25 protein-coding genes are annotated in these 23,502 nt (G+C 64.7%); 21 read left to right on the top strand and 4 right to left on the bottom strand.

The features are described 5' to 3' along the window. The 7 genes from lepB (at position 1) to ATJ78_RS12315 (ending at position 5,961) form a co-directional block, all read left to right on the top strand. The gene (lepB, locus tag ATJ78_RS12345) at positions 1-735 is read left to right on the top strand and encodes a signal peptidase I (protein WP_098408428.1); all 735 of its coding nucleotides are present in this window, start codon (positions 1-3) and stop codon (positions 733-735) included. Between the two features lie 11 nt (positions 736-746). Next, positions 747-1,388: a ribonuclease HII gene (gene rnhB, locus ATJ78_RS12340; protein WP_098408425.1), complete on the top strand. Its 642-nt coding sequence runs from the start codon at positions 747-749 to the stop codon at positions 1,386-1,388. Positions 1,389-1,400: 12 nt separating this feature from the next. Further along, positions 1,401-1,724, top strand: a complete 324-nt coding sequence (locus tag ATJ78_RS12335; RefSeq protein WP_098408423.1) for a DUF2469 domain-containing protein — start codon at positions 1,401-1,403, stop codon at positions 1,722-1,724. Positions 1,725-1,866: 142 nt separating this feature from the next. Next, positions 1,867-2,226: a YraN family protein gene (locus ATJ78_RS12330; protein ID WP_098408421.1), complete on the top strand. Its 360-nt coding sequence runs from the start codon at positions 1,867-1,869 to the stop codon at positions 2,224-2,226. Then, positions 2,226-3,764, top strand: coding sequence for a YifB family Mg chelatase-like AAA ATPase (locus tag ATJ78_RS12325; RefSeq protein WP_098408418.1), 1,539 nt, complete (start codon positions 2,226-2,228; stop codon positions 3,762-3,764). The genes ATJ78_RS12330 and ATJ78_RS12325 overlap by 1 nt, the downstream gene beginning before the upstream one ends. Then, positions 3,761-4,957: a DNA-processing protein DprA gene (gene dprA, locus ATJ78_RS12320; protein ID WP_169923453.1), complete on the top strand. Its 1,197-nt coding sequence runs from the start codon at positions 3,761-3,763 to the stop codon at positions 4,955-4,957. The genes ATJ78_RS12325 and dprA overlap by 4 nt, the downstream gene beginning before the upstream one ends. 80 nt (positions 4,958-5,037) lie before the next feature. Beyond that, complete coding sequence (locus ATJ78_RS12315) at positions 5,038-5,961, top strand: tyrosine recombinase XerC (protein WP_098408413.1); 924 nt, start codon at positions 5,038-5,040, stop codon at positions 5,959-5,961. On the opposite strand, the gene ATJ78_RS12310 is transcribed toward ATJ78_RS12315, so the two are convergent. Then, positions 5,924-6,505: a M23 family metallopeptidase gene (locus ATJ78_RS12310; RefSeq protein ID WP_169923452.1), complete on the bottom strand. Its 582-nt coding sequence runs from the start codon at positions 6,503-6,505 to the stop codon at positions 5,924-5,926. The genes ATJ78_RS12315 and ATJ78_RS12310 overlap by 38 nt on opposite strands. 288 nt (positions 6,506-6,793) lie before the next feature. Here ATJ78_RS12310 and rpsB point away from each other — a divergent pair, with 288 nt between their 5' ends. The 9 genes from rpsB (at position 6,794) to ATJ78_RS12265 (ending at position 13,335) form a co-directional block, all read left to right on the top strand. Continuing rightward, complete coding sequence (rpsB, locus tag ATJ78_RS12305; protein WP_098408408.1) at positions 6,794-7,699, top strand: 30S ribosomal protein S2; 906 nt, start codon at positions 6,794-6,796, stop codon at positions 7,697-7,699. A 26-nt stretch (positions 7,700-7,725) separates the two neighbouring features. Next, entirely contained in the window at positions 7,726-8,553 is an 828-nt protein-coding gene (gene tsf / locus ATJ78_RS12300; protein WP_098408405.1) for a translation elongation factor Ts, read from the top strand. A 110-nt stretch (positions 8,554-8,663) separates the two neighbouring features. Next, on the top strand, positions 8,664-9,374 hold the full coding sequence (pyrH, locus tag ATJ78_RS12295) for a UMP kinase (RefSeq protein WP_098408402.1): 711 nt from the start codon (positions 8,664-8,666) through the stop codon (positions 9,372-9,374). Positions 9,375-9,409: 35 nt separating this feature from the next. Next, positions 9,410-9,964, top strand: a complete 555-nt coding sequence (gene frr, locus ATJ78_RS12290; RefSeq protein WP_098408399.1) for a ribosome recycling factor — start codon at positions 9,410-9,412, stop codon at positions 9,962-9,964. Between the two features lie 27 nt (positions 9,965-9,991). Continuing rightward, positions 9,992-10,972, top strand: coding sequence for a phosphatidate cytidylyltransferase (locus tag ATJ78_RS12285; RefSeq protein ID WP_245836310.1), 981 nt, complete (start codon positions 9,992-9,994; stop codon positions 10,970-10,972). Between the two features lie 36 nt (positions 10,973-11,008). Beyond that, complete coding sequence (locus tag ATJ78_RS12280) at positions 11,009-11,551, top strand: DivIVA domain-containing protein (protein WP_098408397.1); 543 nt, start codon at positions 11,009-11,011, stop codon at positions 11,549-11,551. Between the two features lie 57 nt (positions 11,552-11,608). Beyond that, on the top strand, positions 11,609-12,289 hold the full coding sequence (locus tag ATJ78_RS16115) for an aggregation-promoting factor C-terminal-like domain-containing protein (protein WP_245836309.1): 681 nt from the start codon (positions 11,609-11,611) through the stop codon (positions 12,287-12,289). Positions 12,290-12,316: 27 nt separating this feature from the next. Continuing rightward, the gene (locus ATJ78_RS12270) at positions 12,317-12,613 is read left to right on the top strand and encodes an Rv1322 family protein (protein ID WP_098409364.1); all 297 of its coding nucleotides are present in this window, start codon (positions 12,317-12,319) and stop codon (positions 12,611-12,613) included. After that, a complete protein-coding gene (locus tag ATJ78_RS12265; protein WP_098408395.1) occupies positions 12,610-13,335 on the top strand; it encodes an alpha/beta hydrolase in 726 nt (241 codons plus the stop codon). The genes ATJ78_RS12270 and ATJ78_RS12265 overlap by 4 nt, the downstream gene beginning before the upstream one ends. Here ATJ78_RS12265 and ATJ78_RS12260 read toward each other — a convergent pair. Continuing rightward, a complete protein-coding gene (locus tag ATJ78_RS12260) occupies positions 13,332-14,384 on the bottom strand; it encodes an AI-2E family transporter (protein ID WP_098408393.1) in 1,053 nt (350 codons plus the stop codon). The two genes, ATJ78_RS12265 and ATJ78_RS12260, sit on opposite strands and share 4 nt — an antisense overlap. A gap of 189 nt (positions 14,385-14,573) precedes the next feature. Here ATJ78_RS12260 and ATJ78_RS12255 point away from each other — a divergent pair, with 189 nt between their 5' ends. Together ATJ78_RS12255 and ATJ78_RS12250 are read left to right on the top strand one after the other, a co-directional pair. Continuing rightward, positions 14,574-16,406: a DUF8094 domain-containing protein gene (locus ATJ78_RS12255; protein WP_098408390.1), complete on the top strand. Its 1,833-nt coding sequence runs from the start codon at positions 14,574-14,576 to the stop codon at positions 16,404-16,406. Continuing rightward, the gene (locus ATJ78_RS12250; protein WP_098408387.1) at positions 16,403-17,371 is read left to right on the top strand and encodes a tetratricopeptide repeat protein; all 969 of its coding nucleotides are present in this window, start codon (positions 16,403-16,405) and stop codon (positions 17,369-17,371) included. The genes ATJ78_RS12255 and ATJ78_RS12250 overlap by 4 nt, the downstream gene beginning before the upstream one ends. A 37-nt stretch (positions 17,372-17,408) precedes the next feature. Here the strand turns inward: ATJ78_RS12250 and ybaK are convergent, their stop codons facing one another. Continuing rightward, positions 17,409-17,894 carry a Cys-tRNA(Pro) deacylase gene (gene ybaK / locus ATJ78_RS12245; protein ID WP_098408385.1) on the bottom strand — a complete coding sequence of 162 codons (486 nt, stop codon included), beginning with the start codon at positions 17,892-17,894 and terminating at the stop codon, positions 17,409-17,411. 105 nt (positions 17,895-17,999) lie between these two features. Here ybaK and ATJ78_RS12240 point away from each other — a divergent pair, with 105 nt between their 5' ends. Together ATJ78_RS12240 and mnmA are read left to right on the top strand one after the other, a co-directional pair. Further along, complete coding sequence (locus ATJ78_RS12240; protein ID WP_098408382.1) at positions 18,000-19,214, top strand: cysteine desulfurase family protein; 1,215 nt, start codon at positions 18,000-18,002, stop codon at positions 19,212-19,214. Between the two features lie 30 nt (positions 19,215-19,244). Beyond that, positions 19,245-20,375 carry a tRNA 2-thiouridine(34) synthase MnmA gene (gene mnmA / locus ATJ78_RS12235; RefSeq protein ID WP_098408377.1) on the top strand — a complete coding sequence of 377 codons (1,131 nt, stop codon included), beginning with the start codon at positions 19,245-19,247 and terminating at the stop codon, positions 20,373-20,375. A 1-nt stretch (position 20,376) separates the two neighbouring features. Here the strand turns inward: mnmA and ATJ78_RS12230 are convergent, their stop codons facing one another. Further along, on the bottom strand, positions 20,377-21,120 hold the full coding sequence (locus tag ATJ78_RS12230) for an IclR family transcriptional regulator (protein ID WP_141896947.1): 744 nt from the start codon (positions 21,118-21,120) through the stop codon (positions 20,377-20,379). Between the two features lie 64 nt (positions 21,121-21,184). Between ATJ78_RS12230 and ligA the strand changes: the two genes are divergently transcribed. Then, positions 21,185-23,500 carry an NAD-dependent DNA ligase LigA gene (ligA, locus tag ATJ78_RS12225; protein ID WP_098408369.1) on the top strand — a complete coding sequence of 772 codons (2,316 nt, stop codon included), beginning with the start codon at positions 21,185-21,187 and terminating at the stop codon, positions 23,498-23,500. The last annotated feature ends 2 nt before the right edge of the window (positions 23,501-23,502 follow it).

Genomic DNA, 23,502 nt, shown 5'->3' with positions numbered 1-23,502 from the left:
ATGACAGAAGAATCAGTGGCGGCGGAAGACACCGCAAGCAGACGACGGCGCGGTGCCTTGGCATTCCTTCGCGACCTCGTGATCATCGTGCTCGTCGCGCTCCTCGTGTCGTTCCTTGTGAAGACGTTCCTCGTCCGCTCCTTCTACATTCCTTCCGGTTCTATGGAGAACACGCTTCAGATCGACGACCGCATCATCGTGAACGAGCTGGTTCCCGACGTCGTCGACCTCCAGCGCGGTGACGTCGTCGTGTTTACAGACCCCGGCGGATGGCTGAGCTCGCCTCCTCCTGCCGCGGATGTCCCGTGGATCGTCAGCGCGTGGGACAGTCTGATGACCGCCGTCGGGCTTTCGGTGAGCGATAGCAACGACCATCTCATCAAACGAGTGATCGGGTTGCCGGGGGACCACGTCACCTGCTGCAACGCCCTCGGACAGATGAGCGTCAACGGTGTTCCTCTGAACGAACCGTACCTGCTGCTCCCGCAATCGGCACAAGCGGTGTCGGCGGTGTCGTTCGACGTGACGGTTCCCGACGATTCGCTCTGGGTCATGGGCGACAACCGCTACAACTCAAAGGACTCCCGCTACAACGGGAACACTCCGGGCAAGGGGTACGTACCCGTCGACAACGTCGTCGGCCGCGCGTTCGTGATCAGCTGGCCCATCGACCGGTGGCAGTGGCTCAGTGACTACCCCGAGACGTTTGACGGCATTCCGGATGCTGGGAGCTGAGCGAGCTTCTCATGGTGGTCTGTGATCCAACGCTCGACCTCGAGACCGAACTGATCGGCGGGGGAGCGCCATTCGTGATCGGGTGCGATGAGGTCGGGCGCGGTGCCATCGCCGGGCCCGTCGCTGTCGGCATGGCCGTCGTCGACGCCACGCACGTGAGCATTCCCGAAGGGCTGCGCGACTCGAAGATGCTCAGCGAGAAGAAGCGAACCGCGCTCGTGCCCGTCGTCGAATCGTGGGTTCTGCATTCCGCGGTCGGTCTCGCGAGTCCCAGCGAAGTCGACGACCTCGGCATCATCGCTGCTCTCGGCCTCGCGGCAAAACGAGCGCTCGCGCTGCTGCACGAACAAGGACTCGCCATCGCCTCCGGCGTCCTGCTGCTCGACGGAAGCCACGATTATCTGACGCCGACCCTGCGCTCACCCCTCGACGTGCGAACACGCGTGAAGGGTGACCGCGACTGTGCCTCCATCGCGGCTGCCTCCGTCGTTGCCAAGGTGCACCGTGACACGCTCATGATCGCCGAGCACGAGCTGACTCCTGCGTATGGCTGGCGGTCGAACAAGGGGTACGGGTCCGTTGAGCACATGGAGGCGATTCGGCTGAGCGGGCCGGCATCTGCGCACCGCCTGACGTGGCTGAAGACCGCGTAGGATGAGAGCACAATGGATGACGAGGATTTCGAGGACTACGACCGCGAGGTCGAGCTGGCCCTCTTTCGCGAGTACCGGGACGTCGTCGGTCAATTCGGCTACGTCATCGAGACCGAGCGACGCTTCTATCTCGCAAACGAAGTCGAGCTTGTGCGCCGCGACACGGAGCACGACTTCTACTTCGAGATCACGATGCGGGACGTCTGGGTGTGGGACATCTACCGCTCGGATCGTTTCGTGAAGTCGGTGCGCGTCCTGACGTTCAAAGACGTCAACATCGAGGAGCTGCAGAGCAGGGAGTTCGAGCTCCCGAAAGATCTCGCTCTCGACGAGTAGGCGAATCAGGATGCTGTGCGACGACGTCGCCGGCATGATGCAGCTCGCGACTTGTCGTCCACAACGCGTCGACTGACGCCCGGCGCACACAATCGAGTGATGCGTCGTCGCGCCCGATGGGTGTGAACGCCACGATGGTCGCATGCGAGCGACCACCATCGAATTCGGCGCACGGGGAGAAGCCGCGGCCTGCACCTACTTGGAGCAGTCCGGATACGAGATTCTCGAGCGCAACTGGCGGCATCGCCTCGGCGAGATCGACATCGTCGCCCTGCAGGGTGACACGGTCGTCTTCATTGAGGTGAAGACGCGCTCGGGGGTCGGTTTCGGCCACCCCTTCGAGGCAATCACCCGTGAGAAGGCGAGTCGTCTCCGGCGTCTCGCGGGCCAGTGGGCGGCTGGCGCGCAGTCCGTGCCGCGGCGCATGCGCATCGACGCCATCGCCGTGCTCTGGCCTCGCGACGGTGTGCCGACCATCGAGCATCTCGAGCGGGTGTGCTGATGGCGGTCGCACGCACGTGGGCGATCGCGCTGATCGGACTCGACGGCACGCTCATCGAAGTCGAGGCAGACATCTCGGCACAGCTGCCGGCCTTCGTTCTCATTGGTCTCGGCGATCGTTCTGTGCGCGAAGCCGAGGGCCGGGTCAGGCAAGCAGCAAGCAATTCCGGATGCCGCCTTGCGCCGCACCACATCACCGTGAATCTGTCGCCGGCGAGCCTGCCGAAGCACGGAGCGGCGTTCGATCTCGCGATCGCACTCGCCTGCCTCGCCGCGGATGCGACGATCGACCGGGATTCCGTCGAGCGCGTTGTACACATCGGCGAGCTCGGGCTCGACGGACGGCTGCGGCCGACCGCTGGAGTCCTTCCCGCCGTGCGCTCGGCCGTCCGCGAGGGGAGACCCGTCGTCATGGTGCCGACGGCGAACGCCGACGAGGCTCGCCTCGTGCCTGGCGCGACGATTGTGCCCGTCGCTTCTCTTCGTGACGCCGCGATCTATCACGGCGCGGACCTCGACGCCCACGTTGTCGAGCCCATCGAGGGCGCCGCCCAGCCCGCTGCGCCGACAGACAACCTCGATATCGGCGATGTCATCGGACAAGCTGAGGCTGTTGACGCTCTCGTGACCGCAGCAGCGGGCGGGCATCATCTGATGATGCTTGGCCCTCCCGGAGCGGGAAAGACGATGATCGCCGAACGATTGCCTGGCATCCTCCCGGATCTGACGGTCGACGAGGCGCTCGAGGCGGCGAGCGTTCGATCTCTCGCCGGGGAGGCGATTGGCTCGCAGCTTCGCGTTCGCCCGAGCTACGAATCTCCGCACCACACAGCGACGACCGCGTCGATCATCGGTGGTGGCAGCGGCACCATTCGCCCCGGAGCCGCAGCACGAGCGGTCAATGGTGTCTTGTTTCTCGACGAGGCACCGGAGTTTCAACGCACGGTCCTCGACGCGCTGCGGCAGCCACTCGAAAGCGGCGTGATCACCATTCATCGGGCGAACGCTGTCGCGCAGTTCCCCGGGCGATTTCAGCTGGTGATTGCAGCGAATCCGTGCCCGTGCGGGCTGTACGGCTCCGCAGAGGGAACGTGCACGTGTCCACCCGCTGCGATCCGACGGTATCTCGGCCGGCTCTCCGGACCGCTGCGCGATCGTGTCGACAACCACCTGAACGTGCCTCGGGTGTCTGCAGCGCACCTGCGGGTGGCCGAAGCCTCGTCGGCCTCGCGTCCCCGGTCGTCTGAGGCACGTGTGCGCGTTTCTGAGGCTCGAGCGAAGGCCGCAGACCGCTTGCGTGCGACGCCGTGGACTCGAAACGCCGAGGTGACCGGTGCCTGGCTTCGTGGGGAGGGCGCGCTGTCGCGCCACGCGACGGCGACGATCGATCGAGCGCTTGAGCGCGGCTCACTCACGATGCGCGGATACGACAGGGTCCTCCGAGTCGCATGGACGGTGTGCGATCTTGCCGGTTCACCGCATCCGACGGCGGAACACGTCGGGAAGGCGCTGTATCTGAGGAAGGGAATGACAACGTGAGTTCGCAGCATGATCACGACGCGAGAGAACGGGACGTCTCCGGCGACGTCGGTTCGACCGACGCGGAACGGAGTGCTCGTGAGTGGTGGGCAGGCATCGTCGAGCCCGGTGACAGCACAGCACATGCGTTAGTCAGTACTCTGGGCGCTTCTCGTGCACTCGATCTCGTCTCGGCGGGAGCGACTGCTGCGGAAATCGCCGAGGCGCTGCTCGCCACGACCGGTGCCGGTGCCGGTGAGATCACGAATCTCGTCGATCTCATCAGCACCGGGCTGCAACGGTGGGAAGGTCGCACCGGATCTGCCCACAACGATTCCGCGCGCCGCGCGGCCGACCGCTGCGGTGCACGGTTCCTCATCCCAGGCGACGCAGAGTGGCCGGCGTCGATCGACGATCTTGGCGAGCATGCACCTCTTGGGCTCTGGGTGCGTGGGCAGCTCGATGTGCTTCCCGACCCTTCCGTGGCCATCGTGGGATCTCGCAATTCGACGGGGTACGGAGAGCACGTCACTGTTGAGATCGCCTCCGGCCTCGCGGCTCGTGGCATCGGCATCGTTTCCGGAGCAGCATACGGAATCGACGGTCATGCGCACCGGGCCGCGCTCGCCTCGCGTGGCGCGACGGTCGCGCTGCTGGCAGGGGGAGTCGATCGTCCCTACCCGAGAGGTCACAGCGAGCTCATCGAGCGCATCGCGGCAGACGGAGCCGTCGTCAGTGAGGTCCCGTGCGGTGCGACGCCGACGAAATGGAGATTCCTTCAGCGCAATAGGCTCATCAGCGCGCTGGCGTCGGCGACCGTCGTCGTCGAGGCGGGCTGGCGCAGCGGGTCGCTCAACACGGCTGCGCACGCCGCAACACTCGGCCGACCGCTCGCTGCGGTTCCCGGTCCCGTGACGAGCCCGACCTCGGCCGGGTGTCACCGGCTACTGCGGGAACATGACGCCATCTGCGTCACGACTGCGGACGAGGTCGCTGAGCTCGCTGGCGTCGGGGGAGATGCTGAGCTGCTGCAGCCGCTTCGGAGCGCGACGGAGACGAGGGTCCTCGACGCTATGAGCTCTCGTCGTCCACGCACCATCGACGATATCGCCGCCAGAAGCGGTCTCGACCATGACTCCGTGCGCGCGTGCCTCGGAGAGCTCGATGTGCTCGGCGATGCGAGGCATACCCCGAATGGCTGGATCATGTCCTGAGCGAGCACGAGCGATCTCGTACTCGCGACGAGGCGGTGTGCCGTCATCGCAACCGTCCCTGCCAACGCGAGACTGAGGCCATGGACATCGTCGCGGCTCGATCGGAATTCCTCGAACACGTACGCATCGAACGCAACTTCTCGCCGCAGACCGCGCGAGCCTACGCATCAGATCTCAGCGAGTTCGCGACATGGGCATCAGAGCGTGACATAACCGACACCCGCCAGCTTGACCTGGACCACTATCGCGACTGGCTCTGGAAGATGTCGAATGACGGACTTGCCCAGTCGACGATCGCGCGACGCTCGGCGACGCTGCGAAGCTGGTCCGCGTGGATGTGGCGGGAAGGTGCAACCGATACGGACACGGCGGCGCGCTTGCGCTCACCGAAGACCGGGCGTCACCTTCCCGCTGTAGTTCCCCGAGACTCCATGGCGAACATGCTCGACGAGCTGGGGGTCGCCGCAGCGGAAGGCGGTCCTATCGAGGTGAGGGACCGCGCCATCGTCGAGCTGCTGTATGCGGCGGGACTGCGAGTATCCGAGCTGTGTGGCCTCGACGTCGACGATGTCGATCTCGATCGTCTGACCGCCCGAGTGACTGGTAAGGGATCGAAACAACGCGTGGTTCCCTTCGGCGTTCCTGCGCAGTCGTCGCTCGTCGACTATCTGCGCGATGCTCGCGGTGAACTGCTCCGACGAGGGGGCACCGTGACGACTGACGCTTCCTCCGCCGTCTTTCTCGGTGCGCGGGGGTCTCGGCTCAGCACCCGGTCGGCGTATGCCGTGATTTCGCGCATCCTGTCGCGGGTCCCTGCTGCGAGCGGCGTGGGTCCCCACACGCTTCGGCACACCGCAGCGACACATCTCCTCGACGGTGGCGCCGATCTGCGAGCCGTGCAAGAGCTCCTCGGTCACTCGAGTCTCGGGACGACCCAGATCTACACGCACGTATCCGCGGATCGACTCAGGGAAAGCTATCGGCAGGCACATCCGCGAGCGTGACGGAGCGAGCAAGCGGAAGCAGCACGGCACGTTCGATGCCGCCGAAGTAGATGAGGGGATTGACGTATTCTCCGTGCACGCGGACGCCGATGTGCAGACAGTCCGCGTCGCAGTGGGGGCCCACAGAGACGGTTCCGATTATCTGCCCCCGCTCGACGCTTTCTCCTTCTTCGACAGAGGCGCGAACCGCCTCGAAGCTGCTGAGCACGTCGCCCGAATGGGCGACGGTGATGACAGGGCGGTCAACGACGATTCCCGCGAAAAAGACGACCCCATCGGCAGGGGCGCGAACCTGCTGACCCGCGCTCGCCGCCGCATCGATGCCCCGATGCCCGCTTCCCCAGGGTGCCGCGGGTGCCTCGAACGCGCGGGTAATCGTGCGGTCGTCGTCGAGGGGCCACCGCCACTCCGTATTCGAGGGAGAAGCTGCCCGCGACGGGCTCGCAGCGGCCGGCGCATCGATGAGTGCGGTGACGAGCGCAAGGAGGATCGCGCCGACGGCAAGAGCCGCTCGTGTTCGACCAGGGTGACGGGGAGTGCTCATAGTGAGATTGTCGCGACCAGACGCCCGGCTGGAGTCCGCAGAGACGAAGCTGTGAATGGCGGGCGTCGTCTGCGACCTGTGGACGGCGATGTCGCAGCATGCAGGTGCTAGGATGTCGGGAGCATCTCGCATGTCGAGGTGACTACGCGTGCCCAATCGGCCTCCTCATCCAACGGTCTTCGCTCTGTGAGCGTCGCGGATGTGTGCCGGGCACCAGGACAAGCGATCATTCGATCGCGTTACCAACCGAAAGAGGCGCCACACGGCGCCAGAGAAGGAGACACGGCCATGGCCGTCGTAACGATCCGCCAGCTGCTCGACAGCGGCGTGCACTTCGGGCATCAGACCCGCCGCTGGAACCCCAAGATGAAGCGCTTCATCTTCACAGAGCGTTCCGGCATTTACATCATCGACCTGCAGCAGTCGCTCGCCTACATCGACCGCGCATACGATTTCGTCAAGGAGACCGTTGCCCACGGCGGCAGCATCCTCTTCGTCGGAACGAAGAAGCAGGCGCAGGAAGCCATCGCAGAGCAGGCGACCCGTGTGGGACAGCCGTACGTCAACCAGCGCTGGCTCGGCGGACTGCTCACCAACTTCCAGACCGTGTCAAAGCGCCTTGCACGCATGAAGGAGCTCGAGGAGCTCGACTACGAGGACGCCTCGAAGTCGGCCTTCACGAAGAAGGAACTGCTGATCAAGAAGCGTGAGCTCGACAAGCTCCACAAGTCGCTCGGCGGAATCCGCAACCTGACAAAGACTCCTTCGGCGCTCTGGATCGTTGACACGAAGAAGGAGCACCTCGCTGTTGACGAGGCGAAGAAGCTGGGCATTCCGGTCGTCGCGATCCTCGACACCAACTGCGACCCCGACGAGGTCAACTACCCGATCCCGGGCAATGACGACGCCATCCGCTCCGTGAGCCTGCTCACGCGCATTGTCGCCGATGCTGCCGCCGAGGGACTCATCCAGCGCCACCAGAAGCCCGCCGAGGGATCTGAGCAGGCTGAGCCGCTCGCCGAATGGGAGCAGGAGCTTCTTGCAGCAGAGCAGAACGAGTCTGCTCCGGCCCCCGCGGCTGAGGACACCTCCGAAGCTGCCGCGGAGGAGACGACTGAGGCTCCCGCAGCGGAGAAGACCGAGGCTCCTGCGGCAGAGGCCGCTGAGGCACCGGCCGCCGACGACGCAAAATAACTTTCGACAACGAGGAGTTTCAGACAATGGCAAACTTCAGCATTGCCGACCTGAAGGCGCTGCGCGAGCAGCTCGGTACGGGTATGGCCGACACCAAGGCCGCGCTCGTCGAGGCTGACGGCGACGTCGAGAAGGCCACGGAGATCCTTCGCCTCAAGGGTGCGAAGGGCAACGCAAAGCGCGCTGACCGGTCGACGAGCGAGGGCCTGATCGTCTCTCGCGAGTCCGACGGCTCGACCACGTTGATCGAGCTGGCGTGCGAGACTGACTTCGTCGCGAAGAACGAGAAGTTCGTTGCCCTCGCCGACACCGTGGCGGATGCCGTTGCTGCGGCCGGCGCGTCGTCGGCCGACGAAGGACTCAGCGCAGACGCTGGCGGCAAGACCGTCGCTGATGTGATCAGTGAGCAGGCTGCCACGATCGGTGAGAAGATCGAGCTGCGCCGTGTCGCACGGGTCGAGGGATCGCACTTCGCGGTGTACCTTCACCGCACCTCGAAGGACCTGCCTCCGCAGATCGGCGTTGCCGTGGCATACGACGGTGACGACGCTGAGACGGCGCGAGCCATTGCTCAGCACATCGCCATGTTCGACCCGGCGTACCTGACCGCCGACGACGTGCCGGCCGACGTGCTCGACAAGGAGCGGGAGATCGTTACCGAGATCTCCCGAAACGAAGGAAAGCCGGAGGCGGCGCTTCCGAAGATTATCGAGGGCCGCCTGAATGCCTTCCTCAAGCAGGTCGTGCTCGTCGAACAGGCCTATGCCAGGGACAGCAAGGTCCAGGTGAAGAAGGTCCTCGCCGATTCGGGGCTGACCGTCACAGGCTTCGCCCGCCTGAAGGTCGGCGCGTAAGCACACAAGAGGAGTCCGGGTTGCACAAGCAGCCCGGGCTCCTTTGTGTGTGCACGAAAGCGCGGCACGCAGTAGTTTGAAGAGCACACGATCGGAAGGATGTCGACCGCATGTCGGAGAAGAAGCGCAGAGTACTGCTGAAGCTGTCTGGTGAAGCATTCGGAGGCGGTCGACTCGGAGTGAATCCCGATGTCGTTGGCAACATCGCCCGCGAGATCGCGGAAGCAGCACGTGAGGTTGAGGTCGCTGTCGTCGTCGGTGGCGGAAACTTCTTTCGCGGTGCCGAGCTTTCGGAGCGCGGCATGGAGCGCGGGCGAGCCGACTATATGGGAATGCTCGGAACCGTGATGAACGCTCTCGCTCTTCAGGACTTTCTCGAACAGGCGGGTGCGACCACGCGCGTGCAGTCGGCGATTGAGATGACGCAGGTGGCAGAGCCGTATATTCCCCGCAGGGCCGAGCGTCACCTCGAGAAAGGGCGCGTCGTCATCTTCGGTGCCGGTGCAGGTCTTCCCTATTTCTCGACAGACACGGTTTCTGCGCAGCGCGCGCTTGAGATCGGAGCCGACGTCGTGCTTGTCGCGAAGAACGGCGTCGATGGCGTGTACACCGCCGACCCGCGGGTCGATGAGAGCGCCACGCTCATTCGCACGATCACGTACCAGGAAGCTCTTCAGCAGGGATTGAAGGTCGTCGACTCGACAGCATTCAGCCTCTGCATGGACAACCATATGCCGATGCAGGTGTTCGGGATGGAGCCTTCGGGCAACGTCACCGCTGCCCTGCGCGGCAGCGATATCGGAACCTTCGTCAGCAACTAGACTGGTTCAAGGCCCACGACGAGAAGGAGCGACGAGTGATCGCCGACGTATTGACCGAGACTTCATCAAAGATGGACAGAGCCGTTGAGGTGGCCAAGGACGACTTCGCGACCGTTCGTTCCGGTCGGGCGAACCCACAGCTGTTCCAGCGCCTTCTCGTGGACTACTACGGTTCGCCGACACCGCTTGAGCAGCTCGCGTCCGTGAACAACACCGATGCTCGGTCGATCGTGATCTCGCCCTACGACAAGACGGCGATGAAAGATATTGAGCAGGCGATCAGAGACGCGCCGAACCTCGGAGTGAATCCGTCGAACGACGGCACGATCATTCGCGTGACGATGCCGGAGCTGACCGAGGAGCGGCGCAAGGAGTACGTGAAGCTTGTGCGCGGCAAGGGCGAGGACGCGCGTGTTGCCATCCGAAACATCCGCCGTCGTGGCAAAGACGATCTTGACGCGCTCAAGGGCGAAGTCGGCGACGACGAGGTCGCGCGGGGCGAGAAGGAACTCGAGCAGATCACAAAGTCCCACACAGATGCCATCGACGAGGCGCTCAAGCGCAAAGAGGCCGAGCTTCTCGAGGTGTGACGTGGCGAACCGTAGTCGAGCAAAATCGTGAACGCTGACGACGATTCCCGGTCCCCGCGCGATGCCGTTCGCCGACGGAAGGCTGAGCTGCAAGCCCAGTTGAAGGTGACGCGGGATGATATTGAACGGCAGGTTCGCGACGGCCGTGAGCGGTTTGATCAAGTCAACGAGCGGATCACCGAGCGCACGGGACGCAACCTGATCCTCGCCATTCTGATCGGCGTGGTTCTCGGGGGTGTGCTTGTCGCGAGCCTGATCTTCGTCAAGGTCGTGTTTGCTGTCTTCGCGACGATGATCGTCGGTTTCACCGCTTTCGAGCTTGCCCAGGCGCTTCGTAGAACGGGGCGCTACGTCGACCCGATCGCGGCGGTGATCGCGGCGGTGTTCATCATCGGCACTGCATACTTCATCGATGCTCCGAGTCGCGGAATGGTTCTTGCCGGAGCGATCGCCTTCGTCGTGGTGTATCGGCTTGTCGCCCAGATGGCCTCGGGCGTTCGACGAAGCGTCAGGGACGTCGTGAGCGACCTTGCCACGGCGGCATTCATACAGATCTACGTTCCATGGCTTGCGAGCTTCGCCGTCGTGCTGGTTTCCCAGGAGCGCGGCGAGTGGTGGACGCTCGCGTTCATCATCCTTGTAGTGAGCGTCGACATCGGAGCCTACGCGGCTGGTCTGTCGTTCGGCAAGCACCCGATGGCGCCGAAGATCAGTCCGAAGAAGACCTGGGAGGGCTTCGCCGGCGCTGTCGGCTGCAGCATCCTCGCCGGTGTGCTACTTGCGGTATTCATGATCGACCAGCCGTGGTGGATCGGCGTCATTCTGGGCGTGCTGATTCTGGGCAGCGCCACGGTCGGTGACTTGGCCGAGTCCATGATCAAGCGAGATATGGGAATCAAGGACATGAGTTCATGGCTCCCCGGGCACGGCGGCTTTCTTGACCGGCTCGACTCGATACTTCCGTCGGCCGCCGTCATGTTCGCTGTCTACACTCTCGTCGTGCACTGATGGTGCTTTCAGCCGGTACAGGGAGAGAATGAGAACGTGACGCCACACTTTCCGCTCGTGAAACACGGTAAGGGATACGCGATCGACGAGGTCGACGCCTTTCTCGCGCGGGCACGCGAAGCGTACGACGAGACCGGCGACGAGACGATGACCTCTGACGATCTCCGCGCGGCTTCGTTCAGCATGAAGCGCAAGGGCTATTCGCCCGTGCACGTCGACGCGGCTCTCGAACGACTTGAAGATGCGTTCGCGCGCCGAGAGCGCGACGTCGCCTACGAAGAGCAAGGGCGCGATCGCTGGCTCGAGGACGCGACCACGACAGCTCAGGTCGTCCTGAACCGTCTGGCCCGGCCCGACCGTGAACGCTTTCGGCGCGTCAGCTTCATCACGCAGGGATACCGACGCGAGGATGTCGACGCGTTCGCGCGCAAGATCGAAGACTACTTCACCGACGGCGCGCCGATCAGCGTCGATCGCGTGCGGTCCGTCGTCTTCCCCAGTGAGCGGGGCGGTTATGACGAGGCTCAAGTTGACGCGGTTCTTGACGCTGTCGTGAGCGTCATGCTGGCCGTTCGCTGATCGTGTTCGCGTGGCGCTGGAGCTGCGACAGGGCTCTCGTGTAACATAACCGTTATCGTGGGAAAGCATGTTGCAAAAATCTCGCCCTCCGTTCACGCGGTGAAGGCTCGGCGCCAGCGACCCCGCACTCGGCGCACTCTGGTACTCGGGTTCTTCTCGTTTCTCGCCGCGTTCGGCTTCTTGGCTGTGAACGTCGTCGACCCGTATTCGGGTGCCACGGCGTCGCCGTACTTCCAGGTGGTTCAGACGGATCGCGCGGCAGACGCGCAGTCGATGGTCGTCAGCGGAACGTATGAGACGGCCGTGGATCGCGACGGTTACGACGTATACGTCAAGCCGAAGCCCAAGCCGAAGCCGGATCCCGTTGAAGATGAGTCAGCGGACGATACGTCACGTTCGGGCTCGAGTGCTCCTCCCGCTGCAGGCACTCCCGACCCGGGTTCCGCAAAGGCCATCGCCTACGACATGGTTCTTTCCCGCGGTTGGGGAGCCGATCAGTACAACTGTCTTGTTGCTTTGTGGGACCGCGAATCCGGATGGAACGTCTACGCCCATAATGCTTCGTCAGGAGCCTACGGGATTCCGCAGGCCCTGCCCGGCAGCAAGATGGCTTCTGCCGGCGCTGATTGGCAGACGAATCCGGCAACCCAGATTTCCTGGGGGCTCGGGTACATTTCCGGTCGCTATGGCTCACCGTGCGGCGCATGGTCGCACTCCCAAGCGACCGGCTGGTACTGATCCCGCACGATCTCCGTGGAGCTGATGATGCCGCGCAGCAACCGGCCGCGTCGACGACGCCGCGCCGCCGAACACGACGACGGCGACCTCAGCCGTCTGCTCTCGGGCTGGAAGAGATCGGAAGTGCGACGGGGCGTGACCTGGAACATTCAACCCGTATCTGCCGCTCGCGCGCTCAAGGAGTACATCTGTCCGGGCTGCGGAGGCGTCGTCGAACCCGGAAATCCGCACCTCGTCGCCTGGCGCGCCGACGGAGTCCTCGGTGACTCTGCAGACCTTGCGGCCCGACGACACTGGCACTCGCATTGCTGGAGCATTTCGTGACGACAGATATTCGCGGCGCTGTCACGCTTCCCGCCCAACGTGAGGAGATCACGCTGCACACCGATGACGGGCTGACGCTCGTGGGAGAACTCGCCACCCCGACCGATCGCACCCCGGTAGCGACGCTCGTCACGCTGCATCCACTCCCGACGGCAGGCGGGTTCATGGATTCGCACATTCTGAAGAAGGCTGCGGCGCGCCTTCCCGCACTCGCCGACCTCGCCGTTCTGCGCTTCAACACTCGAGGCACGACCTCTCCTCGGGGCACGAGCGAGGGGTTCTTCGGAGACGGAATCGATGAAGAATTCGACGTCGCCGCCGCTGTGGATTTCGTCACAGAGCGCGGCCTCCCGAACCCGTGGCTTCTGGGCTGGTCGTTCGGCACGGAGCTTGCCCTCAAATACGGTCGCGCTCACTCCATCACGGGGGCGATACTGCTCTCGCCGCCGCTTCACCGCACGACAGACGCCGAGCTCCGAGCCTGGGCTGGAGACTCACGGCGCCTGGTGGCGATTATTCCTGAGCTCGACGATTACCTGCGTCCGGCTGAGGCAGAGGAGCGCTTCTCGCTTGTGCCTGACGCGACGCTCGTGCCCGTCGAAAATGGCCGGCACCTCTGGGTCGGCGAGAAGCAGACGCGCCGTGTGCTGAGCGAGATTCTCACGATCGTGAATCCCGACGCGCTTCCGCTCGCGACCGAGTGGGACGGCCCGCTCGCCTAGAGCTCGTTCTGCCGCGGAATGACGACCTGCTTGATGATCAGCAGGATCGCGGCCGCGGTCGGAATCGCGACAAGCGCGCCGAGAAGCCCCAGCAGGGAACCGCCCGCGAGCGCCGCGATGACGACAACCGCGCCAGGAACCGACACGGCTCGCCGCATGATGTTTGGGCTGATCACGTACGCCTCGATCTGCATGTAGACGAGGTAGTAGACGCCGGCAACCAGAGCCGTGAACGGTGAGCCGAGCCCGGGAATGAGGCACGCGAGGGTGATGATGATCGAACCGGAGAGCGTGCCGACGAGGGGGATCATCGACGCGATGAACGCTATGACGGCGAGAACGGGCGGGAATGGCGCCTGGATAATCGATAGAAAGATGAACGAGAGGATTCCGTTGCACGCGGCGATGCTTGTCTGGCCGATCACGTAGTAGCCGATCGAATCGGTGATCTGCTCGCTCAAGTCTGCGAAGCGAGCGCGCTTCGACGCGGGGACAAGAAGGTACATTCCGCGACGCATCGTCGGAAGCGAGGCCGTGAAGTAGAGCGTGAGGATGAGGATGATGAGCGCGCCGAAGAAGAACGATCCGATGGAGAGCGCGACATTGAGAATCCCGCTTGAGAGATTGGAGACGTTGCTGGCGTCGGTCAGCCATCCGGCAGCGCTGTCGATGATCTCATCGAAGGGCACGAACGGGAACTGCTGCTGCAGGAATTGAAGCAGAGTGAGATCGCCGATCTGGCGCTGTATCTGCGGCACGAGCGCGACGAGCTTACCCACTTGATCAACGATGATCGGCACGACCATCCAGATCACGCCTGTGAAGAGCGCAAGTACGCACAGCATGACGGTGATCAGCGCCGCCCAGCGGGGAAAGCTCTTCTTCTCAAGCCACGTCACGATCGGGTCGAGTCCGAGTGCAATGAAGAGCGCAGCGCCGATGTAGATGATGACGGTCGACAGCGTGACAACAGAGTTGATGATCAGAAGACCGATGCCAACGCCGAGGGTGCCGATGAGTCCGACCCGGAACGCGTTCTGGATTTTCACTCGTGCCCCCTTGAAATGCGTGCCCCTCATCCTAAACGCCCTCGGCGGCCGTCGTGAGCAGCGCGCGGACCGAGTCGCCGAGCGGGTTTTCAGACAAGTGGGCTACTCTGTAGCGTCTGTATTCGTCACCGTGGTGGCTCGAAACCCGGATGCTACACCCGACTCTCGGTGACGCTGGAGGAGTAACTCGTGCGATTCGTCCTGGCCATAGCCGCGTTCGTCGCTGCGGCGGCCATGATCGTTCTCGGCATCGCCCAGCGGACGGTCTTTCTTCCGCCCGCCGCTGTCTCGTACGACGTGACCGTGCCGGGCGACGCGGCATTCACTGTTATCGACGGCGAGACGATGACGGCGCTTCCCGGTAAGCAGTCGGTGACCGCAACGGGCTCTGACACCGTCTTCGTGGCGTACGGGCGCACGGGCGACGTCACAGCGTGGCTGGGAGACGAGGCGTACAACACCATCACGTTCAATGACGACAAGACAGAGCTCGTCGCAACGACGCACGAGGCTACGGAGCCCGAGCCTGACGCGACAGCGACTCCCGACCCTGAAGCCACGGAGACACCGGAGCCTGAGGCCACTGACGACACGAACGAGCAAGACGCTGGCCCGAACCCGGCTGGCTCGGACTTGTGGCTCATGGAGAATATTGAAGAGGAGGCGGTCATCGCTCCGATGAACATTCCCGAGGGAGTCAGCGTTCTCATCGCCTCCGATGGGACGCACCCGGCGCCGTCGCAGCTCAAGCTCACCTGGCCGAGCGATAACTCGACACCGTGGGCGGGTCCGCTCATCGTCGGCGGAATCATCATGATCATCGTCGGTCTCATTCTCTACCTCCTCGGAATCAACCATCTGCGGCGCTCGCGAGGGCCGCGCAGAAAGGGCATCGATCAGGGCCGCAAGAGGGGAATCCTCGGGCGAGGATCCCGGCCGCGCGCCCTCACGGCAGGGAAGGGCGCCGGTCGCGGGCGATTGCGAATGGCCGTCGTGCCCGTTGTGCTTGTCGGCGCCATTAGCCTCAGCGGTTGTTCCCAGGCGTTCTGGCCCGACTTCACTCCAGACCCGAGGCTGTCTGAAACACCGACGCCGACCGCGACGGCAGACGACGAAGAGCTGCCGCCACCCTCGGTCTCGGTACCGCAGCTGGAGCGCATCATGGCCGACGTCTCCGCCGTCGCCACAGAAGCCGACAGCGCGCGAGACGCCGACCTCGCCGCGACGCGGTTCGCGGGCGCCGCGCTCAAGGAGCGTACGGCAAACTACAAGATTCGAGAGAAGATCTCGGACTACTCCGCTCCGGCTCCCATTCCGGCAGCGCCGCTGACGATCAGTCTTCCGAAGGCGACCGAGACGTGGCCGCGCACAGTCATCGCCATGGTCAAAGACGAGGACCCGACCGTCGCGCCGACCTCGGTCGTGCTCAGGCAGGAGACTCCGCGCGACAATTACAAGGTTGTCTACACGCAGCGACTCGAGCCCGACGCCGTCGTGCCGCAGCTTGCCCCCGCGAGCGTCGGCGCTGCCAGCATCCCCGCTGATTCTGCGTGGCTGACCATGGCGCCCGGGGAGGTCGCGGCGGCGTACGCCGACATTGTCGCGAAGGGCGACGAGAGCGAATTCGCCTCGAAGTTCGACGTCAGCAACGACACCCTCATCTCGGCGATCGCCTCGGATCGTGAGACAAAAAAGAAGGAACTTCCCGACACGGCGACGATTTCGTTCTCGACGACAGCAGGCGACGCGAAGCCCGTATCTCTTGCCACGCTGAACTCTGGAGCGCTCGTCGCGGTGAACATGCACGAGGTCGAGACCGTGAAGCCGAAGGAAGACGGTGCCCTCATCAAGATCGAAGGCACGACCATGGCGGCACTTGCCGGACTCGACGAGACTGCAAAGGGCATCGAATCGACGTATTCTGATCAATTGCTGTTCTATGTTCCGCCCGCTGACTCCGAAGCCAAGATCACGCTTCTCGGCTTCAGTCAGGGGCTCCTGAGCGCCACGGAGTTGAAATGAGCGAAAAGCCCCATGATGGTGCCGCTGTGCGCGGTGCCGTCGATTTGTCCAGCCTCGCCAATCGCGGAGCCCAGCCCGCGCAACAGCAGCCAGCGCCTGGCGCATCCGCGCAGTCAGGCAACAGCCCGCTCGTCGTCGAAAGCCTGATTCTCGACGGCACAGACAGCACGGTCGAGAAGTTCGTCGAGCTGTCGATGCAGGTGCCTGTACTGGTCGACCTGTGGGCTGAATGGTGCGGTCCGTGCAAGCAGCTCACGCCCGTCCTCGAGAAGGTCGTGACCGACTACGCGGGCCGAATTCTGCTGATGAAGGTCGACGTCGACGCGAATCCCCAACTCGCGCAGGTCTTCCAGGCGCAGTCGATTCCGACCGTCGGGGTGCTTCTCGGCGGACGCCCGATGCAGGTGTTCCAGGGCGCCGTTCCGGAGGCGCAGGTTCGCGAGGTGCTCGAGCAGGTGCTGCAGATCGCCGCTCAGAACGGCGTGACGGGCACCGCAACGGTCTCGGGCGACACGAGCGCAGCCGAGAACGCGGAGCCAGAACCTGAGCCGCTCCCGCCTCTGCACCAGGAGGCGCTGGATGCGATCGAGCGCGGTGACTACGAGTCGGCGATCGCCGCGTACGACAAGGCGATCGCGCAGAACCCGAAAGACGAGGAGGCGAAGGCAGGGCGTGCGCAGGTGCGGCTGCTCGTTCGCGTGAGCGGAGCTTCGCTCGAAAACGTGCGCAATGCCGCAGCATCCGCCCCTCGCGATGTCGACGCTCAGCTTGCCGTTGCCGATATGGATGTCTCGGGCGGGCACGTCGACGACGCATTCGACCGACTGCTCACCCTGTTTCCCGAGCTGGATGACGATGGGAAGACAGCGGTGCGCGAACGACTCCTCGAACTGTTCGAGATTGTGGGCGCCGCAGACCCCCGCGTGACGAAAGCGCGCGCGCGTCTCGCCGGACTGCTGTTCTGAGCATCGGCAGCTGAACGCCCGCTCCGGGCGCGAATGCCTACGTGAGTGGCGCCGTGTCGCCTCGCGTCACGGCAACGAGAAGCCGCGGTGCGATCTCAAGGTCGAGCCCTCGGCGTCCCGCCGACACGAAGATGGTCTCGTGCGCGAGACTCGAGCTGTCGATGACCGTCGGCAGATGCGTCTTCTGGCCGACCGGACTGATGCCGCCGACGACATAACCGGTCTTGCGCTCGGCGACCGCCGGATCGGCAAGCCGCGCTTTCTTGACAGCGAGCGCTGACGCGACGGCTGCGAGGCGCATTCGCGAGTGCACGGGAATGACCGCGACGGCGAGGCCGCCCCCAGCATCGACGACGAGGGTCTTGAAGATGCGCTCGGGCGCGACGTCGAGCTTCTCTGCGGCCTCTGCGCCGAAATCGGTGGCGCGAGGGTCGTGCTCGTAGCGGTGGAGCGTGAATGGCACCTCGGCGACGGTGAGGGCACGTGTCGCCGGGGTGCGTGCGGTTTCGTGAGAACGCGCCACGAGCCTCCGTTCATGAACGTGCGCGCAGCGATCTCACGCGCACTCGACAATCTAGAGTAGTGAAGGGGCAGCCATACGGCATCTGATGACAACGAAGGGCATAACGTGAGCGTCTACCTCGACCACGCTGCGACGACTCCCATGCGCGCGGAGTCGCTCACGGCGTACACCGAGGCGCTCGCGCATATCGGGAACCCGGCGTCCATCCACTCGACGGGTCAGCGCGCGAAGCAGCGGCTCGAAGAATCGCGTGAGACGATCGCCCGCTCGCTCGGCTGCGACCCCATCGAGGTGATTCTCACCTCGGGCGGTACTGAGTCAATAAATCTTGCGCTCAAGGGCTTGTTCTGGTCGCGAAATGCTGACGGAACACGCCCCATCATGCTCGTGCCCGGGGGAGAGCACCATGCGACGATCGACACCGTCGAATGGCTCGCCTCGCACGACGGAGCAGACGTGCGGTGGCTCCCGCTCGATGACGAGGGGATGCTGCAGCCCGCAGCTCTCGACCAGGCGCTCACAGAAGCGGGCGACGCGTGCGCTGTGGTCACCGTGATTCACGCGAACAACGAGGTCGGCACCGTTCAGCCGATTGTCGAGCTCAGCCGCGTCTGCGCGCGGTACGACGTGCCTCTGCACGTCGACGCCGTCGCCGCATACGGACATCTGCCGATCGACGTTGCCGATATTCGTACTCGGAGCGGGGCCGTTGCAGCATCCGGTCTTGTCGCCCTCAGCGTATCGGCACACAAAATCGGGGGGCCGGTCGGCGTCGGAGCGCTCTACCTCTCCCGCAGCGCAACCGTGGAGCCTCTCATGCACGGCGGCGGGCAGCAGCGAGACGTGCGGTCGGGAACACAGGATGTCGCCGGTGCGATCGCCTTCGCCGCGGCAGCAGAGCCGGCGATGCGCGAACTGCCCGACGAAACGAGGCGCCTTGAAGCCCTCAGGGACGCCCTCATCGAGGGTGTTGAGCAGACCGTTCCCGACGTCGTGGTGAACGGCTCGCGTCAGAACCGGCTCCCGGGCAACGCGCACTTCTCGTTTCCCGGCTGCGAGGGTGATTCGCTGCTCTTCCTGCTCGACATGGCGGGCGTCGCCGTTTCGACCGGGTCTGCGTGCCAAGCAGGAATCCCCGAGCCGTCCCACGTGCTGCAGGCGATGGGGCGCGACGAGAAGGAGGCTCGCGGCGCATTACGGGTGTCGCTCGGGCGCACGACCACTCGCGATGACGTCGACGCGTTCCTTACGGCGCTTCCCGGCGCCCACAGGCAGGCGCACAAGGCCGGCCTCTCGGACCGTGACGTGACGCGGCGCTGACGTTCAGGAGCATCGACGTAGACTGGAACGATGAAGGTTCTCGCTGCCATGTCCGGAGGAGTGGACTCGGCTGTCGCAGCCGCGCGCGCTGTCGACGCGGGTCATGACGTCGTCGGGGTTCACCTTGCTCTCAGCCGAATGCCCGGAACGCTGCGAACAGGCAGCCGCGGGTGCTGCACGATCGAGGACTCCATGGACGCGCAGCGCGCGGCCAACATGATCGGCATTCCGTACTACGTGTGGGACTTCTCCGAGCGCTTCAAAGAAGACGTCGTCGACGACTTCATCGCCGAGTACGCGGCGGGCCGCACGCCGAACCCGTGCCTGCGCTGCAACGAGAAGATCAAGTTCGCCGCGCTGCTCGAGAAGGCTCTCGATCTTGGTTTCGACGCTGTGTGCACGGGTCATTACGCGAGCATCGACTACGACGCTGACGGCAACCGCGAACTGCACCGCGCGAGCGCATGGGCGAAAGACCAGTCGTATGTTCTCGGCGTTCTCACGGCAGAACAGCTCGAGCACTCGCTCTTCCCTCTCGGCGACACGCCTTCGAAGGATCTCGTTCGCGAGGAGGCGGCGCAGCGCGGCTTCACTGTCGCGAGCAAGCCAGACAGCCACGACATCTGTTTCATTCCCGACGGTGACACGCGCGGATGGCTTGCCGAGCACGTGGGCTCCGCGACAGGCGAGATCCGGGATCGCGAGGGAAATATCGTCGGCTCGCACGAGGGCGCTCATGCCTACACGGTCGGGCAGCGTCGCGGGCTCAACCTCGGTGTTCCTGCGCCTGACGGGCGACCGCGATTCGTTCTCGAAGTGAAGCCGCGCAGCAACGAGGTGATCGTCGGCCCCAAGGAGGCTCTCGCGATCGCCGAGATCGCCGGAACTCGCTACAGCTGGGCCGGGCAGCCGCCGCAGCACAGCGAAGAGGAGTTCGCGTGCCACGTGCAGATCCGCGCCCACGCCGATCCCGTTCCCGCGACGGCCTCACTCACTCAGAACGACGAGACGGGTGAACCGGAGGTCGTCGTTCGACCGCACACTCCTCTTGACGGAGTCGCACCGGGACAGAGCGCGGTGCTCTATGTGGGCACGCGCGTGCTCGGGCAGTTCACGATCGACCGTACCGTGAGCGCTGTCCCGGTCGGCGCATCGGCCTGAGTCAGTGCGAGCGAATGGATGCTGCGGTAGCGAGCAGCTCCCGGGCGAGAGCCTTCTCGACGTTCTCGTCGTAGCGCTCCTTCGGAATCGCGACGGACAGCGCGAGTGAAGGCTCTCGGCCGATGCAGACGCCGATCGCGACGACGTTGGGTTCGCTCTCTCCGAAGTTGACGGCGTATCCGCGCCCGCGAACGTGCGCCAGCTCGCGCCGGAGGGCGTCGAGAGGCGCCGGTTGCTGGTCTCGCCATCGCGGCAGGCCCGTGGGGTAGAGGGCGGGAATGGACGCGTCGCCGAGGTCGGCGAGGATCGCCTTGCCTCCTGACGTCGCGAATGCGGGCGTTCGCGAGCCGATGCGCAGACCCACCCTCAGCCATTGCGTGCCCTCGACGCCGTCGAGAAACCGCACGTCGGGGCCGGTCAGGATGAGCAGGTGAACCGTTTCGTTCAGCCGATGCGCGAGCGACTCGACGTGTGGCCGCATCGTTCGTACGATCTGGCGCAGCTGGTTTCCGTCGGCACGCTGCCCCGTGAGCTTTGAGCCAGGGTGGTACAGGCGCTTCTCTCCCTGCTCGACGAATCCGCGGTGCGTCATCGTCGTGAGCAGGCGGTGCGCCGTCGATGCGGCGACCGAGAGCTCGGCAGCCGCTTCGGTGACGCTGAGCGCTCCGCGCTCGGTGAGCAGATCGAGCAGCTGCATTGCCCGATCAACCGATTCGACCCGATAGGGGTCCGCATTCTGAGCCACGGAATCACTGTAACTCACGGTGGTTCGAGACCGACCCCTATGCTAGGCGATTTCGCCACGTCGAATGTCGGACGCTGAACTTAGACTTGGACTCGTGACTGACGCGAGTGAACTGAGTCCTGAGCAGGCCGCCGACGAAGCCCGCGAGCTGACCTCGCGCATCGTCGAGCTGCGCGACGCCTACTACGACCGCGACACGTCGCTCGTCTCCGACCAGGAGTACGACCAGTTGCTGCGACGGCTCGCGCAACTCGAAGACGCCTACCCGCAGCTGCGCGGGCAGGACTCACCGACGCAGACCGTCGGCGGGCGGGCAGAGACGACACTGTTCGCTCCCGTCGTGCATGCCGAGCGGATGCTGAGTCTTGACAACGTCTTCAGCGACGACGAGCTGCGGGAATGGGCGGCGCGCACCGAGCGCGCGGCGGGCCGCAGCATCCGTTACCTCACCGAGCTGAAGATCGACGGGCTCGCCGTGAACCTGCGATATCAGAACGGCAGGCTCGTGTCGGCGGCGACCCGCGGAGACGGCGTCGTCGGCGAGGACGTCACCGAGAACGTCAGGTACATTCCGTCGATCCCGCGCCGGCTGTTGGGAGAGGGGCACCCAGAGCTCGTCGAGGTGCGGGGCGAGATCTTCTTTCCCGTTGAGGCGTTCACGGCGCTCAACGAGCGCCAGCAGATGGTCGGTGAGAAGGTCTTCGCGAATCCGCGCAATGCGGCAAGCGGAAGCCTCCGGCAGAAGGCCGAGAGCAAGACGGACGCTCAGCGTGAGCTCATGCGCGACCGGCTCTCGAGACTGCAGATGCTCGTGCACGGCATCGGCGCCTGGCAGAATCCTCCCGTCGACAGCCAGTCGGGCATCTATGAGCTGCTCACGGAGTGGGGTCTGCCGACATCGACCCACTATCGCGTGCTCGACGGGATCGACGGCGTGGTCGACTTCATTCACTGGTACGGAGAGAACCGCGGGTCCGTCGAGCATGAGATCGACGGCATCGTCGTCAAGGTCGACGAACTTGCCCTTCACGACGAGCTCGGAGCGACGAGCCGGGCGCCGCGATGGGCGACCGCGTTCAAGTACCCGCCAGAGCAGGTGAATACGCTCCTGCGCGACATCGTCGTGAGCGTGGGGAGAACCGGTCGCGCTACGCCGTATGCGGTTGTCGACCCCGTGCGGGTCGCAGGGTCGACGGTGAGCCAGGCGACGCTGCACAATCAAGACGTCGTGAAGGCGAAGGGCGTGCTGATCGGTGACACTGTCGTGCTCCGCAAGGCAGGCGACGTCATTCCCGAGATCCTCGGACCTGTCGTTGAAATGCGCACGGGAGCCGAACGAGCGTTCGTCATGCCGAGTGCGTGCCCGGAGTGCGGCACGCCGCTGCGCCCTGCGAAAGAGGGCGACATCGATCTGCGCTGCCCCAACTCCCGGTCGTGTCCCGCCCAGGTGCGCGGGCGCGTCGAACACATCGGCAGCAGGGGAGCCCTCGACATCGATGCGCTCGGAGAGGTGACGGCGGCCGCCCTGACGCAGCCGTTCATTCCCGAGACGCCGCCGCTGGTCACAGAGGCCGGGCTGTTCTCGCTGACGCTCGACGACATCATCGACGTCGAGGTGATCGTGAAAGACGCGGACACCGGGCTCGAGCAGGTCGAAGACGGCGAGCCGAAGCAGCGCACGCCGTTCAAGAAAATTGTGCTCGAGTATCCTCCGGGAGCCGCAGACATGGATGCCGCAGAGCGGCGCCGTCGCGGCATTCGCAAAGATTACCGCGCGACGTATCCGTCCGTGCAGGCGGAGACACTGCTGCGAGAGCTAGAGAGTGCGAAGACGAAGCCGCTGTCGCGGATCCTCGTCGCGCTGAACATCCGGCACGTCGGGCCGGTGGCGGCGCGGGCTCTCGCCGACTGGTTCGGGTCTCTCGATGAGATTCGCCACGCGAGCCGCGAGGAGCTCGCCGATGTGGAGGGGGTCGGCGGCATCATCGCAGATTCCGTGCTCGACTGGTTCGATGTCGACTGGCACCGTGACATCGTCACGGCGTGGGCCAACGCCGGGGTGCAGTTCTCGACGCCAGGTCATCCGGGGCCTGGAGCGGCGGCGAAGCAGGGCGGGGTGCTCGCAGGGCTGACGGTCGTCGCAACAGGATCGCTCGAGGGCTTCACACGCGACGAAGCGAAGGAGGCGATCATCGCTGCGGGCGGAAAGGCGGCATCAAGCGTGTCGAAGAAGACGGACTACGTCGCCGCCGGTCCCGGCGCAGGTTCCAAACTCGGCAAGGCCGAAGAACTCGGGCTTCCGATTCTCGACGCCGAGCAGTTCGCACGCCTCGTGACCGAAGGGCCCGCGTTTCTCGCCGGCACTGAGAATGCGGACTGAGT

The sequence above is a fragment of the Paramicrobacterium agarici genome (genome assembly GCF_002563955.1).
Classification (GTDB): Bacteria; Actinomycetota; Actinomycetes; order Actinomycetales; family Microbacteriaceae; genus Paramicrobacterium; species Paramicrobacterium agarici.
Note: the sequence above shows the minus strand (reverse complement) of the source record. Positions and strands in the feature narration are given on the sequence as shown.

Bases quoted from the DNA above. Each gene is read 5' to 3' on its own strand.
- lepB (WP_098408428.1), top strand. From the start codon at position 1: ATGACAGAAGAATCAGTGGCGGCGGAAGACACCGCAAGCAGACGACGG.
- rnhB (WP_098408425.1), top strand. From the start codon at position 747: ATGGTGGTCTGTGATCCAACGCTCGACCTCGAGACCGAACTGATCGGC.
- ATJ78_RS12335 (WP_098408423.1), top strand. From the start codon at position 1,401: ATGGATGACGAGGATTTCGAGGACTACGACCGCGAGGTCGAGCTGGCC.
- ATJ78_RS12330 (WP_098408421.1), top strand. From the start codon at position 1,867: ATGCGAGCGACCACCATCGAATTCGGCGCACGGGGAGAAGCCGCGGCC.
- ATJ78_RS12325 (WP_098408418.1), top strand. From the start codon at position 2,226: ATGGCGGTCGCACGCACGTGGGCGATCGCGCTGATCGGACTCGACGGC.
- ATJ78_RS12315 (WP_098408413.1), top strand. From the start codon at position 5,038: ATGGACATCGTCGCGGCTCGATCGGAATTCCTCGAACACGTACGCATC.
- ATJ78_RS12310 (WP_169923452.1), bottom strand. From the start codon at position 6,505: ATGAGCACTCCCCGTCACCCTGGTCGAACACGAGCGGCTCTTGCCGTC.
- rpsB (WP_098408408.1), top strand. From the start codon at position 6,794: ATGGCCGTCGTAACGATCCGCCAGCTGCTCGACAGCGGCGTGCACTTC.
- tsf (WP_098408405.1), top strand. From the start codon at position 7,726: ATGGCAAACTTCAGCATTGCCGACCTGAAGGCGCTGCGCGAGCAGCTC.
- pyrH (WP_098408402.1), top strand. From the start codon at position 8,664: ATGTCGGAGAAGAAGCGCAGAGTACTGCTGAAGCTGTCTGGTGAAGCA.
- ATJ78_RS12270 (WP_098409364.1), top strand. From the start codon at position 12,317: ATGCCGCGCAGCAACCGGCCGCGTCGACGACGCCGCGCCGCCGAACAC.
- ATJ78_RS12250 (WP_098408387.1), top strand. From the start codon at position 16,403: ATGAGCGAAAAGCCCCATGATGGTGCCGCTGTGCGCGGTGCCGTCGAT.
- mnmA (WP_098408377.1), top strand. From the start codon at position 19,245: ATGAAGGTTCTCGCTGCCATGTCCGGAGGAGTGGACTCGGCTGTCGCA.
- ligA (WP_098408369.1), top strand. From the start codon at position 21,185: ATGTCGGACGCTGAACTTAGACTTGGACTCGTGACTGACGCGAGTGAA.